Source organism: Gemmiger sp. An194, from assembly GCF_002160145.1.
GTDB lineage: Bacteria > Bacillota > Clostridia > Oscillospirales > Ruminococcaceae > Allofournierella.
Genome location: NZ_NFKA01000032.1, coordinates 1 through 16,530 on the forward strand (window position 1 = coordinate 1; position 16,530 = coordinate 16,530).

Annotated in this window: 18 protein-coding genes; 11 read left to right on the forward strand and 7 right to left on the reverse strand. The window is 52.5% G+C overall.

Annotated features, from left to right (window positions below; genetic code table 11):
• Positions 1 to 211: 211 nt before the first annotated feature.
• From B5F28_RS13845 to B5F28_RS13855, 3 genes are all read right to left on the reverse strand, one after another.
• Positions 212 to 538, reverse strand: a complete 327-nt coding sequence (locus tag B5F28_RS13845; RefSeq protein WP_087185482.1) for an alpha-helical endospore appendage domain-containing protein — start codon at positions 536 to 538, stop codon at positions 212 to 214.
• 105 nt (positions 539 to 643) lie between these two features.
• Positions 644 to 865, reverse strand: coding sequence for a desulfoferrodoxin family protein (locus B5F28_RS13850; RefSeq protein WP_087296427.1), 222 nt, complete (start codon positions 863 to 865; stop codon positions 644 to 646).
• An 83-nt stretch (positions 866 to 948) separates the two neighbouring features.
• A complete protein-coding gene (locus B5F28_RS13855; RefSeq protein WP_087296428.1) occupies positions 949 to 1,242 on the reverse strand; it encodes a cysteine-rich VLP domain-containing protein in 294 nt (97 codons plus the stop codon).
• A gap of 379 nt (positions 1,243 to 1,621) precedes the next feature.
• Between B5F28_RS13855 and B5F28_RS13865 the strand changes: the two genes are divergently transcribed.
• From B5F28_RS13865 to abc-f, 4 genes are all read left to right on the forward strand, one after another.
• Positions 1,622 to 2,167: a P-loop nucleotide/nucleoside kinase family protein gene (locus B5F28_RS13865; RefSeq protein WP_087296429.1), complete on the forward strand. Its 546-nt coding sequence runs from the start codon at positions 1,622 to 1,624 to the stop codon at positions 2,165 to 2,167.
• Positions 2,168 to 2,204: 37 nt separating this feature from the next.
• A complete protein-coding gene (locus tag B5F28_RS13870) occupies positions 2,205 to 3,005 on the forward strand; it encodes a helix-turn-helix domain-containing protein (RefSeq protein ID WP_087296430.1) in 801 nt (266 codons plus the stop codon).
• 25 nt (positions 3,006 to 3,030) lie between these two features.
• Positions 3,031 to 3,483: a GNAT family N-acetyltransferase gene (locus B5F28_RS13875; RefSeq protein WP_087296442.1), complete on the forward strand. Its 453-nt coding sequence runs from the start codon at positions 3,031 to 3,033 to the stop codon at positions 3,481 to 3,483.
• A 374-nt stretch (positions 3,484 to 3,857) separates the two neighbouring features.
• A complete protein-coding gene (gene abc-f, locus B5F28_RS13880) occupies positions 3,858 to 5,333 on the forward strand; it encodes a ribosomal protection-like ABC-F family protein (RefSeq protein ID WP_087296431.1) in 1,476 nt (491 codons plus the stop codon).
• Positions 5,334 to 6,022: 689 nt separating this feature from the next.
• Here abc-f and B5F28_RS13890 read toward each other — a convergent pair.
• A complete protein-coding gene (locus tag B5F28_RS13890) occupies positions 6,023 to 6,160 on the reverse strand; it encodes a helix-turn-helix transcriptional regulator (protein WP_087296432.1) in 138 nt (45 codons plus the stop codon).
• A 187-nt stretch (positions 6,161 to 6,347) separates the two neighbouring features.
• Here B5F28_RS13890 and B5F28_RS13895 point away from each other — a divergent pair, with 187 nt between their 5' ends.
• The 5 genes from B5F28_RS13895 (at position 6,348) to B5F28_RS13915 (ending at position 12,587) form a co-directional block, all read left to right on the forward strand.
• Entirely contained in the window at positions 6,348 to 7,382 is a 1,035-nt protein-coding gene (locus B5F28_RS13895) for an alcohol dehydrogenase (RefSeq protein WP_087296433.1), read from the forward strand.
• A gap of 336 nt (positions 7,383 to 7,718) precedes the next feature.
• On the forward strand, positions 7,719 to 9,473 hold the full coding sequence (locus tag B5F28_RS13900) for an ammonium transporter (RefSeq protein ID WP_206423090.1): 1,755 nt from the start codon (positions 7,719 to 7,721) through the stop codon (positions 9,471 to 9,473).
• A 94-nt stretch (positions 9,474 to 9,567) separates the two neighbouring features.
• Positions 9,568 to 10,557 carry a Gfo/Idh/MocA family protein gene (locus B5F28_RS13905; protein ID WP_087296434.1) on the forward strand — a complete coding sequence of 330 codons (990 nt, stop codon included), beginning with the start codon at positions 9,568 to 9,570 and terminating at the stop codon, positions 10,555 to 10,557.
• 108 nt (positions 10,558 to 10,665) lie between these two features.
• The gene (locus tag B5F28_RS13910; RefSeq protein WP_087296435.1) at positions 10,666 to 12,174 is read left to right on the forward strand and encodes a Y-family DNA polymerase; all 1,509 of its coding nucleotides are present in this window, start codon (positions 10,666 to 10,668) and stop codon (positions 12,172 to 12,174) included.
• The gene (locus B5F28_RS13915; RefSeq protein ID WP_087296436.1) at positions 12,171 to 12,587 is read left to right on the forward strand and encodes a YolD-like family protein; all 417 of its coding nucleotides are present in this window, start codon (positions 12,171 to 12,173) and stop codon (positions 12,585 to 12,587) included. The genes B5F28_RS13910 and B5F28_RS13915 overlap by 4 nt, the downstream gene beginning before the upstream one ends.
• Before the next feature lie 75 nt (positions 12,588 to 12,662).
• Here B5F28_RS13915 and B5F28_RS13920 read toward each other — a convergent pair whose 3' ends face one another.
• On the reverse strand, positions 12,663 to 13,400 hold the full coding sequence (locus B5F28_RS13920; RefSeq protein ID WP_087296437.1) for a YoaK family protein: 738 nt from the start codon (positions 13,398 to 13,400) through the stop codon (positions 12,663 to 12,665).
• 175 nt (positions 13,401 to 13,575) lie between these two features.
• Between B5F28_RS13920 and B5F28_RS13925 the strand changes: the two genes are divergently transcribed.
• Positions 13,576 to 14,028 carry a YaiI/YqxD family protein gene (locus tag B5F28_RS13925; RefSeq protein WP_087296438.1) on the forward strand — a complete coding sequence of 151 codons (453 nt, stop codon included), beginning with the start codon at positions 13,576 to 13,578 and terminating at the stop codon, positions 14,026 to 14,028.
• A 74-nt stretch (positions 14,029 to 14,102) separates the two neighbouring features.
• Here the strand turns inward: B5F28_RS13925 and B5F28_RS15340 are convergent, their stop codons facing one another.
• Positions 14,103 to 15,419, reverse strand: a complete 1,317-nt coding sequence (locus B5F28_RS15340) for a permease prefix domain 1-containing protein (RefSeq protein ID WP_087296439.1) — start codon at positions 15,417 to 15,419, stop codon at positions 14,103 to 14,105.
• On the reverse strand, positions 15,406 to 15,753 hold the full coding sequence (locus tag B5F28_RS13935; RefSeq protein ID WP_087296440.1) for a PadR family transcriptional regulator: 348 nt from the start codon (positions 15,751 to 15,753) through the stop codon (positions 15,406 to 15,408). Before B5F28_RS13935 ends, B5F28_RS15340 begins: the two co-directional genes overlap by 14 nt.
• Positions 15,754 to 15,932: 179 nt before the next feature.
• Between B5F28_RS13935 and B5F28_RS13940 the strand changes: the two genes are divergently transcribed.
• Positions 15,933 to 16,352: a GNAT family N-acetyltransferase gene (locus B5F28_RS13940; RefSeq protein ID WP_087296441.1), complete on the forward strand. Its 420-nt coding sequence runs from the start codon at positions 15,933 to 15,935 to the stop codon at positions 16,350 to 16,352.
• Positions 16,353 to 16,530 lie beyond the last annotated feature (178 nt).

Below are 16,530 nucleotides of genomic sequence, written 5' to 3' on the forward strand. Positions count from 1 at the left end.
TTCGAACCCTCGGTGGGTTTATGGCCCACACACGATTTCCAGTCGTGCGCCTTAGACCAGCTCAGCCATCTTTCCATCTGTATTTTAGTGCGCGTCAACCGCGCTTGTATATCATACCGGATTTTGCGCCGCTTGTCAACACCTGTTTTTTAATTTTTGAAAAAAATCCCTCGCCGGGTATCGAGACACCCGGCGAGGGAAAGCTTACTGCTCAGCAGCAGCCGCAGTTGTTGTTGCAGCCATCGTCGCAGCCACAGTTGGGGTAGTACAGGTTGTTGGCCACGAATTCCAGCTTATCCTTCAGGATATTCTCCAGGCCGCCGATTACGTTAACCATATTGGCCACCGACTCGTTGACCTCCATCAACTGGCAGAAGTCGATGTCCTCCATGGCAATGGCTTTCTGCAGCTTTTCGCCCTCAGCGTTCAGGATATGGCTCATGGCGGTTTCCTCCAGAGCGATGCTTTCCAGCAGATCAGTGATCGCCTGGTGCATGGTAACGGGATCAGGATTGCGTGCGATGCTCGGCATAGACATGGTTCATTACCTCCGTGATGTGAATTCCCCACACTTTGATGTTGGTTATCCCACTATATGCCATCCCCTGTTTTTTGTGAAAGGGTCCCATCCATGAGCGAGCTATCACAGCCGTTTACGCATCAGCCCATGCCGATTGCAGTACAAATACAAATATCCGTGACCTCTCATATGCAGCCGGCACTGGGCATTTCCTTCCGGATACAGCTTGACCAGCTCCACCCGGTCACCGGAAGCCCATGCAACAAAGGAAATAAAATGGGTCTTGTTCATGGGATGATCCACTGTGACAAATTGCTCATCTTCCACCGCTTCGATCTGCACCATGTGTTCTCCGCTCATTTCCTCCGGCTCGAGCTGTGGCAGCGGAATGCCGCAGCAACTGATGGCCGCCTGGCCGGCGGCAGGAATCACATTGCCGCAAACAGGGCAGACATATCCCGGAAAATCTCCGCTTCCAGCGTTCCGTCCAGCGGCAAGACCGCCCAGCGGAACCACTTGCAGCAGACCGAGAAAGAAATTGTCTGCGGGCAGGTGCAGGCGTCCCCATCGTCAAGGGCAATGCAGTTGCCGTCCTCACAGTTACAGCACTCCCGGCGTATCAGGGTGCTTGCCCGTTTCCGCTGCGCTGGTGTCATGCGGTAAAGGGAACCGTCCGGCCTGCGTTCCAGCGGCGGCAAGTCTTTGTAGGGGGTGTTTTTCATGTGTTCCCTCCGTTTTGCTTTCCGCTGCCGTTTTCCCCGAAAAGGCTTCCTGCCCCATTCCTGCGGCGTGTTCCGGCGTTGGCACGCTCCCCATAACTTCGGGACAACTTGTCCCAAAGTGACCTCTGGACAAAGTGTCCAGAAGTCGGCTCCTTGCGGTGCTTCCCCAGCCAGGGTATTCCTTTTCGGACGGTCATTTGGTTTTCAAGATGCTGTCCATCGATGAACTAATCTAAGTCTACACCGAAATGACCGCCCGTCCCGTATGTCCGAAAGGTGGGAAATCTGCCTGAAAATCCCCCCATTTCCACGCTCTCGGAATTGTGGTAGAATGGAAGAAACTGAACAGTAAATTTGAAGTTGTGGAGGTAACACATAGATGGATCAAGGTAGAATTATTGTAATCACAGGTTCGCCGGGGACGGGGAAAACTACAACGGCATCTACTGTTGCAAAAGAATCGGATTTGGAAAAATCTGTGCATATGCACACAGATGACTTTTATCATTATTTGAGTAAAGGGGCAATACCACCATATTTGCCAGAATCAAATGAGCAAAATTTGATTGTCATTGAAGCATTTTTAGAAGCCGCGAAGCGATATGCTCGTGGTGGATATGATGTAATTGTAGATGGTATTGTAGGACCGTGGTTTTTAGAGCCGTGGCTCAACATTGTTCAAGAGCATTATGAAGTACACTATATCGTTTTAAGAGCAAGTAAAGAAGAAACTATGAAGAGAGCTATCAAACGCTCAAAGTTAGACAGAGAAACAAATATTGAATTAGTTGAAACGATGTGGGAACAATTTTCCAATTTAGGAATCTATGAATTAAATGTTATTGATACAACTACGCACTCAGTCAAAGATACTGTATCAGCAGTAAAAGAAAAAATTGTAAGGGGTACTGCTTTACTGCTTTAGGCAATTCCAGTTTGTCGAGCAGACAAGGAGGGAGAACATGGAACTATCCATACAAGAACGCCTGAAAGACCTGCGTGTGGAGCGTGGCCTGACGCTGGAGCAGCTTGCGGAAGAAACCCATCTCTCCAAGTCTGCGTTAGGCAGCTATGAGGGGGACAAGTTCAAGGACATCAGCCACTATGCCCTTATTCAGCTGGCGAAGTTTTACGAAGTGTCCGTTGATTATCTGCTGTGCCGCTCTCACACAAAAAATCACCCAAACGCCGATCTTTCTGACCTGCATTTGAGTGATGATATGATTGAATTTTTGAAAAGCGGGCTGGTGGATAATGCCCTCCTGTGTGAACTGGCGACGCACCCGGATTTTCCCCGGCTCATGGCTGACCTTGAAATCTATGTGAACGGCATAGCGGTGAAGCAGGTACAGGGGGCAAACGCCATTGTGGACACTGTGAGCACAACCATTATGAAGCAGCACAATCCCGGTCTGACTGACCCGCAGTTAAGGCAGCTGATCGCCGCCCACATTGACGATGACAGCTTTTGCCGCTATGTGATACAGCAGGATATGAATAAGATAGCCCTCGACCTGCGGGAAGCCCACAAGGACGATTTTTTCAGCGTCCCGGAGGACAATCCTCTGGAAGATTTCTTGCAGACCGCCGAAGAAGCCGCCAGCCCAAACAGTGACCCGGAACAGGCTGCGATGGCCTTTATCTGCAAGCGGCTCAAACTGAACTATGGGAAGCTGTCGGACGAGGAAAAGAAATGGCTGAAAAGGATTGCACAGAAGTCGGACTTGCTGAAAAATCCAAACCCGCAGCGGGGAAGAAAATGAGAAATTAGATATGCAAAGAGGAAAAATGAAATTCATTGAAGTAGAAACCAAAAACAGGACAGCGGATTTCATAAATCGGCTGCTGACGGTATGGGAAAGTTCTGTAAGAGCGACACACCTGTTTTTGTCGGACAGCGAAATCAAAAAAATAAAAGAATATGTGCCGCAGGCGCTCATTGGAATTGCGCATTTGATGATCGCAGAAGATGATAGGGGCTGCCCCGTGGCTTTTATGGGGATAGAGGACGGCACCTTGGAAATGCTGTTCATTTCCCCGGAAGAAAGAGGAAAGGGTCTCGGAAAGCGCCTGCTCCAATATGGGATTAAAACCTATGCCGTAGAGCGGGTGGCTGTGAATGAGCAGAATCCGCAGGCCAAGGGCTTTTATGAACACTTGGGCTTTCAGGTTTATAAAAGGACAGACCTTGACGAACAGGGCAATCCTTATCCGCTTTTATACATGAGCCTTAACATCTAAATCGGATTTTACGAAATCTCATATCCCGCAGAGAATCAAAAACAGAAAGTACCCTGCCTTATACTCATTATCATCATTGCCCTTTTCCTTGACTTGCTTGTGTCTTTGTGATACACTAACATACATAAAATTAGAGGTGAGGTGGAAAGATGATTAACTTTTCTTGCAAATAAATTGGAATATACAGTGATACTGTGTTTTACAGTACCATTGTACCCATTGCAAGAAAGTTAAAAGTCTATTCACTCGATATATCGTAGGCGTATCACTCTTGATAGGGGCGGTACTATTATGCTGTGACGAGCTGCAAGAATTGACTTTCTTGCAGCTCTTATTTTATGTTCTTTATCCCCGGAATAAAGGAGGAATGCGATATGTCGATGATCCGAGTCGAGAACCTTACCTTTGCCTATCCATCCAGCTATGATAACATTTTTGAAAATGTCAATTTTCAAATTGATACAGATTGGAAACTTGGGTTCATTGGTAGAAATGGCAGAGGTAAAACAACTTTTCTAAATCTTCTGCTTGGAAAGTACGAATACCATGGGAAAATACAAGCCTCTGTGCAATTTGATTACTTTCCATACCCTGTTAGCAATAAAAACAGATTAACTGCGGACATTCTCTCGGAAGTCTGCCCGCTGGCGGAAGAATGGGAGCTGTTGAGAGAACTATCCTATCTGGAAGTCCGTGATGATGTGCTTTGGAGACCATTTTTTACGCTTTCCAATGGGGAGCAGACCAAGGTGCTGCTTGCCGCCCTCTTTCTGAATGATGGACACTTTTTACTGATTGATGAACCGACAAACCATTTGGATATGAAAGCCAGAGAAACCGTTTCAGCATACCTGAAACGGAAAAAGGGATTTATCTTAGTCTCTCATGATCGCTGTTTTTTAGATGGCTGTGTTGACCATATCCTGTCGATCAATCGGTCAAACATCGAAGTACAAAGCGGAAATTTTTCTACTTGGTTCACCAACTTCCAGCGCCAACAAGAATTTGAACTCGCTCAAAATGTGAAGCTGAAAAAAAGCATTGATAATTTGCAAAAGGCCGCTCAAAGAACTTCTGTCTGGTCAGACCGAATTGAAGCGTCAAAATATGGGAACGGCCCGGTTGACCGAGGGTATATCGGTCACAAATCTGCCAAAATGATGAAACGCTCAAAATCTATCGAAGTGCGGCAGCAACGGGCAATCGAGGAAAAGTCCGGCCTTCTTAAAAATTTGGAAATCATAGAAGATTTGAAAATCACTCCGCTTCTCTATTTTTCAGATACCTTAGTGACTTTCTCTGATGTTGTACCAATTTTTGACGGAAAAGATGTTTGCCAGCCAATCTCATTTACAGTAAAGCGGGGAGAACGCATTGCCCTTGATGGGAAAAATGGTTCTGGAAAAACGAGCATTCTCAAGCTACTGATCGGGCAACAAATAGAACATCGTGGGACGGTTACAATAGGTTCTGGAATGATATTGTCCTATGTACCTCAAGATACTTCCATGCTGAACGGTTCGTTATCAGAGTTTGCGGAAGCCAATCGTATTGATGAAAGTTTGTTTAAGGCGATCTTACGGAAAATGGATTTTTCACGAATACAGTTTGAAAAGAAAATGGAAGATTTTTCGGCGGGACAAAAGAAAAAAGTGTTGATAGCAAAAAGCCTTTGTGAACAAGCGCATCTGTATGTGTGGGATGAACCTCTTAACTATATTGACATCTATTCCCGAATGCAAATTGAAAATCTGATTAGAGAATTTTCTCCTACCATGATCTTTGTAGAACATGATCTTGCTTTTAGAAATAACATGGCGACCAAAAACATTCGTCTGGCTACCGAATAGCAAAGCCAGCCGAGCCAGTCAACGGTCAAGATGAACGGCGCATTTCATGCGCCGCCGTTGACAGCCCCGCCCGTCTTTGCTAAAAGGTAATCAAGGAGGGAAAGCCACAAAATGGCTTCCCGCCCATTTCAATTTTGAGGGAAAAAACGCTTCCAAGTTAAAGAGAGTGCGGCCAAGCACTTTGAGAGATTTGCCGCCTTGTCCACCCATTCAGCAGAACAACGGGAGGCGGTCAAGGCCGGGTGCAAACCCGTTCATTTCAGCCTTGACGGTTGCCCGCTGTTCTGCTATTTTGCCGGGAGTGTGGCCGCAGCTTCGGGACATTTTGTCCATAAGTCGGAGCGTAGGACGAGGGACGGGGCTTTCATATACCTGCCGCCGTTCTCTGAAACCAGCCCGATTTTTTGTTCATTCTCATTCACAAAAAGTCAGCCTGTTTTCCTGCCGGAGCAAGCGGGGCGCAAAAAGCACCGCACCCCGTTTCCCCCGCCAGCCACGCCAGCAGGTATAACACACTACACTTTGCAGGCAAAGTCGTGTGCCAAATGGGGGCAAGCCCCCTTTGGAAACCCCCACAAGAAAAGGCGGTATTCTACCCCTCCACGGGGCGCATACCGCCTTTTCTTGTTATCCAGCCCTCCGGCTGTATCGGTTGAGCAAAAGTCAACGTGGGTTTTGATGTGGTATCTTTAACTAAGTGAAACCCCGGTTTCCCATTTTGATATTGCTTTGTCGCTCACATCCAGTTTATCGGCCAACTGCGCCTGCGTAAGCTTTTTGGCTTCCCTCAGTTTTCGAATGGTGGCTCCGGTGACGTATGCGTCCATGTTCGCTCTCCTTTTTTCGTTCTGTTTGCAGGGTTCATTATAGCAAACTACTCCCGCCGCAACAACCTACGCTGCGTGGAGCTTCTGATTCGTCCCATCTGCAATGGTATGGAAAAAGTTCGTATTCGGGTGTAAACTGATAACAAGATATTCAGATTTCTTCCTGCAAGGAAAAGGAGTGTTTTACATGCTGGCTTATACCTACGTGCGCCCCGGCGTATTTGAACTGAAGGAAAAGCCCCTGCCACAACTGCAGAGTGATCGGGACGCCATTGTAAAAGTGACCCTTTGCAGCATCTGCACCAGTGATCTGCACATCAAACACGGTTCGGTGCCCCGGGCAGTGCCGGGTATTACCGTGGGCCATGAAATGGTGGGAATTGTGGAGCAGGTGGGGTCCGCCGTGACCAAGGTCCGCCCCGGCGACCGGGTGACCGTGAACGTGGAGACCTTCTGCGGCGAGTGTTTTTTCTGTCAAAACGGCTGGGTCAACAACTGCACCGATCCCAACGGTGGCTGGGCTCTGGGCTGCCGCATCGATGGTGGTCAGGCGGAATATGTGCGTGTCCCCTTTGCGGACCAGGGTCTGGACCGCATTCCGGACAACGTGACCGATGAGCAGGCTCTCTTTGTGGGTGATGTGCTGGCCACCGGCTACTGGGCGGCGCAAATTTCCGAGATCAAACCCGAGGATACCGTACTGATTCTGGGCGGCGGGCCCACCGGACTTTGCACGCTGCAATGCGTTTTACTGGCAAACCCGAAGCGGGTTATCCTGTGCGACATTGACGCGGCACGTCTTGCTTTTGTTCGGGAGCATTATCCCGATGTGCTCACTGCCGGCCCCGAAAACCTGCCTGAATTCGTACAGGCAAACAGTGACCACGGCGGCGCGGATGTGGTTCTTGAGGTGGCCGGAGCGCCGGAAACCTTCCGCCTTGCCTGGGAATGTGCCCGGCCTAACGCCATTGTGACCATTGTGGCGCTCTACGACGGTCCGCAGACGCTGCCGCTGCCGGATATGTACGGCAAAAACCTGATCTTCAAAACCGGCGGCGTGGACGGCTGCAACTGCAGCGAGACCCTGGAGCTGATTGCACAGGGCAAGCTGGATACCACCGCACTCATCACTCACACCTATCCCCTGGCAGATATTGAGGCTGCCTACGACCTGTTTGAACATCGGCGTGATGGGGTCATCAAGGTGGCGGTGCGCTGCTGAGCTGCAGAATCCATCGGCCGCTTTCACAAGGTCAGACCAGCCCAGTGGACACATTTTATTCATTTTAACGCTTTATCGCTTTTTTGCGATATTCTTTTAAATTTTCTATTGACTTTCTTTTTTTGCAGGGCTAGAATAAGGGCAGCAAAGGCGCTTTGATGGGAACAAAATCCCCGCAAAGCGCCTTTGTCGTTTTATTCGCCCACCTGCCGCCACCGGCACGGTGGACACACACCCTTCAGGCAGCACAACGGCGTGCTGCGCGGTTTCGGAGCCTGACCGCGCGGCCCGCCGTTTTTGTTTTGCCCGCATTGAGTTTGAGGAGGGAAAGTTATTATGACACAGGAACTCACGACCATGATCACGCAGAGCGTGAACGACCAGGTCTTCGGGATCTGGTTTCTGATCGGCGCGGCACTGGTATTCTGGATGCAGGCCGGCTTCGCCATGGTAGAGACCGGCTTCACCCGCGCCAAAAACGCAGGCAATATCATCATGAAAAACCTGATGGATTTTTGCATTGGCACGGTGGTGTTCATCTTCCTGGGCTTCGGCCTGCTGTTGGGTGAAGACGCCCTTGGTGGTTTTATGGGTCTGCCCACCCTGGGAATCTTCACCGACTACGCAAACTTTGACTGGTCCAACTTTGTATTCAATCTGGTGTTCTGCGCTACTGCGGCGACCATCGTTTCCGGCGCAATGGCGGAGCGCACCAAATTCCTTGCCTACTGCGTATACTCCGCTGTGATCTCGGCGGTGGTCTACCCCATCGAGGCACACTGGATCTGGGGCGGCGGCTGGCTGAGCCGTCTGGGCTTCCACGATTTCGCCGGCTCCTGCGCCATCCACTACTGCGGCGGTCTCACCGCGCTGATCGGCGCTGCTATGCTGGGCGGCCGTATCGGCAAGTTCAGCCGTGACAAGAACGGCAAGGTCACCAAGGTACACGCCTTCCCCGGCCATAACCTGGTAATCGGTGCGCTGGGCTGCTTTATCCTGTGGTTCGGCTGGTACGGCTTCAACGGCGCTGCCGCCACCACTGGTCCCCAGCTGGCTTCTATCTTCATGACCACCACCATCGCTCCCGCTGTGGCCACTGTAGCCTGCATGATCTTCACCTGGGTCCGTTACGGCAAGCCGGACGTCTCCATGTGCTTGAACGCTTCGCTGGCCGGTCTGGTGGCCATCACCGCTTCCTGTGATGTGACCGATGCTTTGGGCGCCTTCATCATCGGCCTGGTAGCCGGTCTGCTGGTTGTCTTTGGCGTGTGGTTCTGCGATTATGTCCTGCACGTGGATGACCCGGTCGGCGCGGTTGCTGTCCATTTCATGAACGGCCTTTGGGGCACCATCGCGGTTGGCCTGTTCGCCACCAGCACCGCCCCGGAATCCACTCTGGACGGCGTATTCTACGGCGGTGGCTTCAGCTTGCTGGGTGTCCAGCTGCTGGGCGTTGCGGCCGTTGGAATCTGGACCGCTGTTACCATGTTCATTGTCTTCAAGGTCATTGATTGCACCATCGGCCTGCGGGTCACCCAGGAGGAAGAGATCGAAGGTCTGGATGCCAAGGAACATGGTCTGGCTTCCGCTTATGCGGGCTTCAGTATCATGGACGCCACTGCCGGCGGCATGGTGGAGAACGAAAACACCGATCTGGGCACTCCCGACTATCACGTTGCCAGCGAAGCCCAGAAGGCTGCCGCTGTTCCGGTGGTAAAGAGTACCGACCTGAACACAGGTATCCACAAAGTAGTCATCATTGCCCGCCTGTCCCGCTACGAGCGGCTGAAAAACGCTTTGAACGATCTGGGCGTGACCGGCATGACCGTCACCCAGGTAATGGGCTGCGGCATCCAGAAGGGTGCCGGAGAGAAATACCGCGGCGTTGAAATGGACGTGACCATTCTGCCCAAGGTAAAGGTAGAGGTCGTTGTGGCGCACATTCCTGTGGCCGATGTGATCGACGCGGCCAAGAAAGTGCTGTACACCGGCCATGTGGGTGACGGCAAGATCTTCGTTTACAGCGTGGATCAGGTCGTGAAGGTCCGCACCGGCGAAGAAGGTGTGCAGGCACTGCAGGACGTGGAATAATCCCTACATAGTATCCCCTTTCTTTTGACAGAATCCCCTCCCTTCGGGTATACTGGAACCATTGCGTACAGTTACCCGCAGGGAGGAATTTTTTATGAATCTGGGTATTTTAGGCGCGGGTTCCATTGCCGGAACCATGGCGCAAACCATTCAAAAGCTTATTGAGTCCGGCTGTAAAGATGTTTCCCTTTACGCCGTAGCGGCCCGAGATCTGCCCCGTGCTCAGGCTTTTGCCGCTCAATACGGTGTACAGAAAGCCTTCGGCTCCTATGAAGAGATGCTGGCTGATCCGGCGTTGGATCTGGTGTACATCGCAACACCTCATTCTCACCACTATCAGCACATCAAGCTCTGCGTTGCCCACGGCAAGCATGTATTGTGCGAAAAGGCCTTCACCGTGAATGCCCGCCAGGCAGAGGATGTGCTCCGCTACGCCGAGGCACAGGGTGTGCTGGTGACCGAAGCCATCTGGACCCGGTACCAGCCCATGCGGCAGATGATCCGGCAGGTGCTGGATGAAGGGGTGATCGGTACACCCGGCTTGATCACTGCCAATCTGTGCTACCCGGTAAGTGACCGGCTGCGGATCGTGGACCCGGCGCTGGCAGGCGGCGCACTGCTGGATGTGGGCGTTTACGCGCTGAACTTTGCCGAAATGGTGTTCGGCCCTGCCGACGAGGCCCACGCCAGCTGCACCAAAAACGAGCTGGGCGTGGACATGACCGATCAGATGGTTCTGACCTGGAAGGATGGTCGGGCTGCGCACCTGACTGCAGGCGTTACCGTGGCTTCCGACCGTTCCGGCTGCATTTACGGCGACAGAGGCTATCTGGTGGTGGAGAACATCAACAATCCACAAAGCATTTCGGTTTACGATGCCGACCATCGTCTGGTCAGGCAGCTCTCCTGCCCCGCTCAGCTCACCGGCTATGAATATGAAGTGCTGGAAACTGTGCGGTGCATCCGGGAAGGAAAAACGGAATGCCCCTCCATGCCCCACAGCGAGACCATCCACATTATGGAGCTGATGGACCGGCTGCGCGCTCAGATGGGCGTAGCCTACCCCTGTGAAGGACTGGAATAATCTGAACCGAAAAAAGGAGTGAAGCCCCGGCTTCACTCCTTTTTATCTTTTATGTTATAATTTTGCTGAGAAAACACGGCAGACTGCCAGAAAGGAGGCATTCCACACATGAAATCGCGCACCTATATTGCGATCGATTTAAAATCCTTTTATGCTTCGGTGGAATGCCGGGAGCGAGGGCTAGACCCCATGAACACCAATCTGGTGGTGGCGGATGAAAGCCGCACGGAAAAGACCATATGCCTTGCCGTGACCCCCTCACTGAAGGCTTACGGCATTCCCGGCCGGGCCCGGCTGTTTGAGGTGATCCAGCATGTGAACGGAGAGAATGCCCGACGCCGTCTTTCTGCTCCGGGTCGTCAGCTGACGGGAAGCTCCTGCTTTGCCGATGAACTGAAGGCCTGCCCTGCTCTGGCGGTGGATTACATCATCGCCCCGCCCCGCATGGCTTATTATATGGAGTACAGCACCCGGATCTACAACATCTATCTGAAATACATTGCGCCTGAGGATATTGTGGTGTATTCCATTGATGAGGTTTTCATGGACGTGACCGGATATCTGGGCACCTACGGTCTTTCTGCCCGGGAACTTGCTCGAAAAATGATTCTGGATGTTTTGCAAACCACCGGCATCACCGCTACGGCAGGCATTGGCTCCAATCTGTTCCTGAGCAAGGTAGCAATGGATATCGGCGCAAAGCATATCCAGCCGGACGAAAACGGTGTGCGCATTGCCGAACTGGATGAATTGAGTTACCGGCAAAAACTCTGGAGCCACCGCCCGCTCACAGATTTCTGGCGTGTTGGCCCAGGATATGCCCGCAAGCTGGAGCGATGCGGCATCTTCACTATGGGTGATGTAGCCCGTTGTTCCGTGCAGAACGAGGACCTGCTTTACAGCCTGTTCGGCAAAAATGCCGAACTCCTGATCGACCATGCCTGGGGCTGGGAGCCCTGTACCATCGCGGCCATCAAGGCCTATAAGCCCCAGAGCAGCAGCCTTGGTTCCGGGCAGGTGCTCCAATGCCCTTACCCGCACCAGAAGGCGAGGCTGGTGCTGCGGGAAATGGCGGAACAGCTGGCCCTTGACCTGGTGGACAAGAACCTTGTGACCGACCAGCTGGTGCTCACTGTCGGCTTTGATATTGAAAATCTGACCGACCCTGCCCGCCGCAAGCGTTACCAGGGGCCGGTGATAACCGACCACTATGGCCGCCAGGTCCCAAAACACGGACATGGCAGTGAGAATCTGGGCGGGCATACCTCCTCTGGAAAGCAGCTGCTGGAAGCGGCCACCGCTCTTTTTGACCGGATTGCTCCGCCGGAGCTTCTGGTCCGAAAGCTGAGCCTTTCGGCCAATCATGTAATCCCAGAATCCCAGGCCGTGAAAACGGACAGTGGCCCGGAACAGCTGGATCTGTTCACCGATTACTCCGCCCTGGAGCAGGAGAAAAAAGCCCACCAGGCTGAGCTGGAAAAAGAACGCCGCATGCAGCAGACCATGATGTCTATCAAAAAGAAGTTCGGCAAAAACGCTATTCTCAAGGGCATGAGTCTGGAAGAGGGCGCCACCGCCCGGGAACGCAATGCACAAATCGGAGGCCACAAAGCATGACAAATTCTTATGAGGACATCCTACATCTTCCCCACCATGTTTCCCCCACCCGGCCTCAGATGTCAATGGAGGACCGGGCCGCACAATTTTCCCCCTTTGCAGCCCTTGTGGGATACGATGCCGCTATTGATGAAACCGCCCGCCAGACCGAAGCGCAGATCGTGTTGAGTGAGGACCGGAAGGCTGAGCTGGATCTGGTCATGCAGCAGCTGCTTCGCCAGCTGGACCGAAAGCCAGAGGTGGCGGTGCGCTATTTTGTGCCGGATGAACGCAAAGCGGGGGGAGCATACCTGCACACCATCGGACGGGTGAAGAAAATCGACTTTTTTACCCGAGTTCTTTTTTTCACAGACGGGATTCAAATTCCGCTGGACAACATCATAGAACTGGAAAGCCGTTGTTCTGAAGAATAAACTTTCCAAACGATCTCTTCCTATGGAAAACGCCCCGCATTCCTAAAATTAAGAATGCGGGGCGTTTTCATATATTCAATGACCGGCCGGTTTTTGTTCCATACGATCCTTTTCTTCACCCAGATCCGCCTTCAGCAGCGCTGCAAAGACCACCGCCAACGGAATCAGCGTAAGCCAGATGGAGCGGCCGCCCAGCAGGTGGGCAAACAGGCTGCCCGCAGATGCCCCCGCAAAGAAAAAGATCAGCATCCGCAGATGCACAAACAGCTTTTCCCGATGGGAATGGTCGCCGGCATGTCGGTGCTTTACTTCCCTTGCAAGGCCGATGCCGATCTGCCGAATATGGTTGGTGGCAAAGGTGGTTGCACCCGGAATGCCCTCTGCCTGGCGGAAGGTATTGTATTGCATGGAGACCACAAAATTGATGACTACCTGAGTGATCTGCACCGGGGCGGAGTCCGGCAAAAAGCCCAGAAACAGCACCGCCAGCATCTCCACCAGAATCAACAGCGTATCCCACCAAATGGCCAGTCGGTGCTTGACCGGATTCGGTACCAGCTCAGACAAAAACGCTCCCATCATATACGCAGAAATGGGGATCACATAATACAGTGTCGCCTTCCATTCCCCTGCGCCCAGAGCAAGACCCATGAGCACCACGTTGCCGGTTTGCGCATTGCAGAACACGTTACCCCGCAGCAGATAGGTATATGCACCCCAAAAGCCTGCTACGGTGATCAGCGCGAAATAGATCCACCGTTTTTCACAGGTCAGATAATGCGGTTCACTCCATTTTGATTCCGTCGTTTGCATGCGATATGATTCTTCGATTCCAGCCAGGCTTTGTAGCCTTCGGGCCGCATTGCCTGACATTTTGTTCCTTTCGCATGATAGCACAATTTTTGCGGCAGTTCAAATACCTGGTTTCTGTGGTATACTGAAAAGCGTATATCCGGTGTTTGCCGGTAATTTGCCGGGAGGAATAACAATGCCCACTGTTTTGATTGATGCTGACGGTTGCCCCGTGGTGGACTGCACCCTGCGCATCTGCCGTCCGCTACAGGTCCCCGTGCTGATTTTGTGCGATACCGCACACCAGATCCAGCGAGAGGGTGCGCGGACACTGGTCTTCGACAAGGGCATGGATAGTGTGGACTTTGCGCTGGTTAATCGCGTCCGCCCTGGAGACATCGTCATTACCCAGGACTACGGACTTGCCAGCATGTGCCTGGCCCGCCGTGCCCGCGTGCTCAATCAGAACGGGCTGGAATACACGGCGGACAATATCGACCTTTTGCTGGACCGCCGATGGCAGAACAAAAGGCTTCTGCGGGCAGGCAAGCACCCCAAGGGACCCGCCAAACGAACCAGAGAACAGGATGCGGAATTTGCCCGGGTGTTCGAGGCACTTGTGCGGGAATGTCTGTTATCTGCCGAATAAACATAAAATCAGGCGGGCCTCCCTTTGTTATTCGAGGAAGGCCCGCCTTGTTTATGTTTTACGAGGGCTGACGCTTATCGTTCAATCCGCAAAAACCGAATGGTGCGCTGGGGCTGCTGCGGGTCCCTGACCCATGCACCCGTGCGCAGTGCTCCCAACATCAATCCCAGCAGCAGCGCATCCAACTGCAGCGCTGTGGTGCCGCGGGACAAAAACGGAAAGGAAAGCGTGCCCCAAAGTCCGTAGCCCATATTCGCATAGGCATACACAAAGGCCTGCAGTGTAACGGTAAGCGTGGCGGCCAGTACCAGCAGCGTACCCAGCATGCTTCGCTGCCGCATCGCCCTGATGACGCCGAATACACCGAACGCCAGCACCAGAAGCATCAATGCGGCAAAAGTCCCCAGACCAAATTTCTGAATTCCATACAATAGCGCGTAATTTTCGGAGAGGTCTGGGATCACAGACAGGTCCGCATTGCCCTCTCCCCAGAACACGGCCTGCGCAACAGCTTCCCGTAAGCGGCAATAAATCAGGCCTGTGTCCGCCGCATCCTGCCCGGGATTCAGAAACACCTGCAAACGGTTCTCTCCCACAGATAAGAAAGCAACGGCCAGTGCACCGGCAGGAAGCAGCACCGGTGCAACGATCTTCAGCACGGGGTGTCCCTGCTTTGCGCCAAACCAGTTTTTTCGAATGGCCGCCGCCAGCATGACCCCTGTCGAGGCGCTGTAAATCAGCAAGCCGGACAGAGTGGGAACCATCAGAAGAATCAGTGCAAACGGAAGATATCCCAAAACGCTGAGCAGGATTCCACGCGCGCCCAGCCCTTTCATTCCATAAAGAAACAGCCCGTAAGCAGCCGGGAATACCAGCGCCAGGTAGCAAAGATACAGAGAAATGGGATTCAAGTGAAAAACCGCAGCCCCTGCCACTGGTTCAGCCCCAATCAGCAATACAGCCGCAAATGCCAGAACACCCAGATAAATCTCCATTGCATGCTTGCCCAGCAAGGAGATGTCCCCGAAATAGCCAAGGGCAAACAGTCCCGCCGCCACTGCGTAGGAAGCCAGCGGCGCCATCTGCCGGGTCAGCGCGACCTGAAGTGCCGCTCCCAGCACCAGAAAAGCCATCATGGCAAGCAACAAAAACCAGGGCGTTTGAGGGCGGTGCGCCCAGTCCAGCGCCTGCCCCACTTCCCGGGCATCGCCCATCTGCTCGATGGCCATTCGGGCCGCCTGTTCCTGCCCGTGCCCCTGCTCCATATAGGCCTCCTGCTGATCCTGCAGGTGCTGCTCCAGTTCCCGCATCACTGCCGGGCGAGCCCGCTTCCAGCGGATCTGCTCCGCCGCCTGCCTGCAATAGTCTTTCAATCGTTCATTGGACTGCATGCACAGCACCCCCTTTCAGGATTTTTTCCATAGCAGTAACAAAGCTGGTCCATTCCTTTTGCTTTTCCTGCAGACGCAGACGCCCGGCTTCCGTTAGATGATAATACTTGCGAATACGGTCCTGTGGGGCCCGCTGCTCGTAGGATTCCACCAGTGCCTGCTTTTCCAATGTATGCAGAATGGGATAAAGCGTCCCCGCCTTGAAATCAAAGGTGTGGTCGGAACGCTCCGATAGCGTTTCGATCATCTCATAACCGTACATATCCCGCTCTTCCAGAAGCTTAAGAATCAGCGTGGTGGTACTTCCGGTTAAAAGACTTTTGTCGATTGGCATAGTTTCACCTCCGTATATATAGATTACCTATATATACTTATATTCGATATAACCACTTTTGTCAAGCAAAGGTTCATCATGTCTACACAGCAGGCAGCGATATGCTTGCCATGAAGTCCTGCTTCGTGGTACATTAATAAAACACAGTACACGCCGGTTTTCCGGCAGGAGGCGATATTATGCTGGAATGCAGACAATATGCAAAACTGCCCCAGGAAGCAATGCTGATCCGCCAGGAGGTTTTCGTGGAGGAACAGGGCTTTGAGGTGGAATTTGACGAGGTCGACTCGATCGCACGGCATATTGTTTTATTTGAGGACGGCATACCCATCGGCACCTGCCGCGTTTATTGGAACGAGATCAAAGCTTCTTATGTGCTCGGCCGGGTAGCCGTGCGAAAGAATTTCCGTGGCCGCGCCTTCGGCCGAAGATTGCTGCAGGAAGCGGAACACTTGGTTCACTCCCTGCAAGGCACGACACTTTGTCTTGCCGCTCAGGTGCGGGTCAAAGCATTTTACGAAAAGCAGGGCTACTCAGCAGCCGGGGCAGAATTTCTGGATGAAGAATGCCCTCACGTTTGGATGTACAAAACGCTCTAACCCTGCTTGCAGCACACATAGCTCCCCGCGGTAAGTGACCCGGAGTGCATCAGCAAAACCAACAGCCGGAACCGATTTGTTTGGTTCCGGCTGTTTTCTTGTTAACTAGAAAACCACAAGCTATGCTTGTGGACGAGAAGAGCACGAGCGTTGAAACGGTAAAAAAAGAACCTCCTTT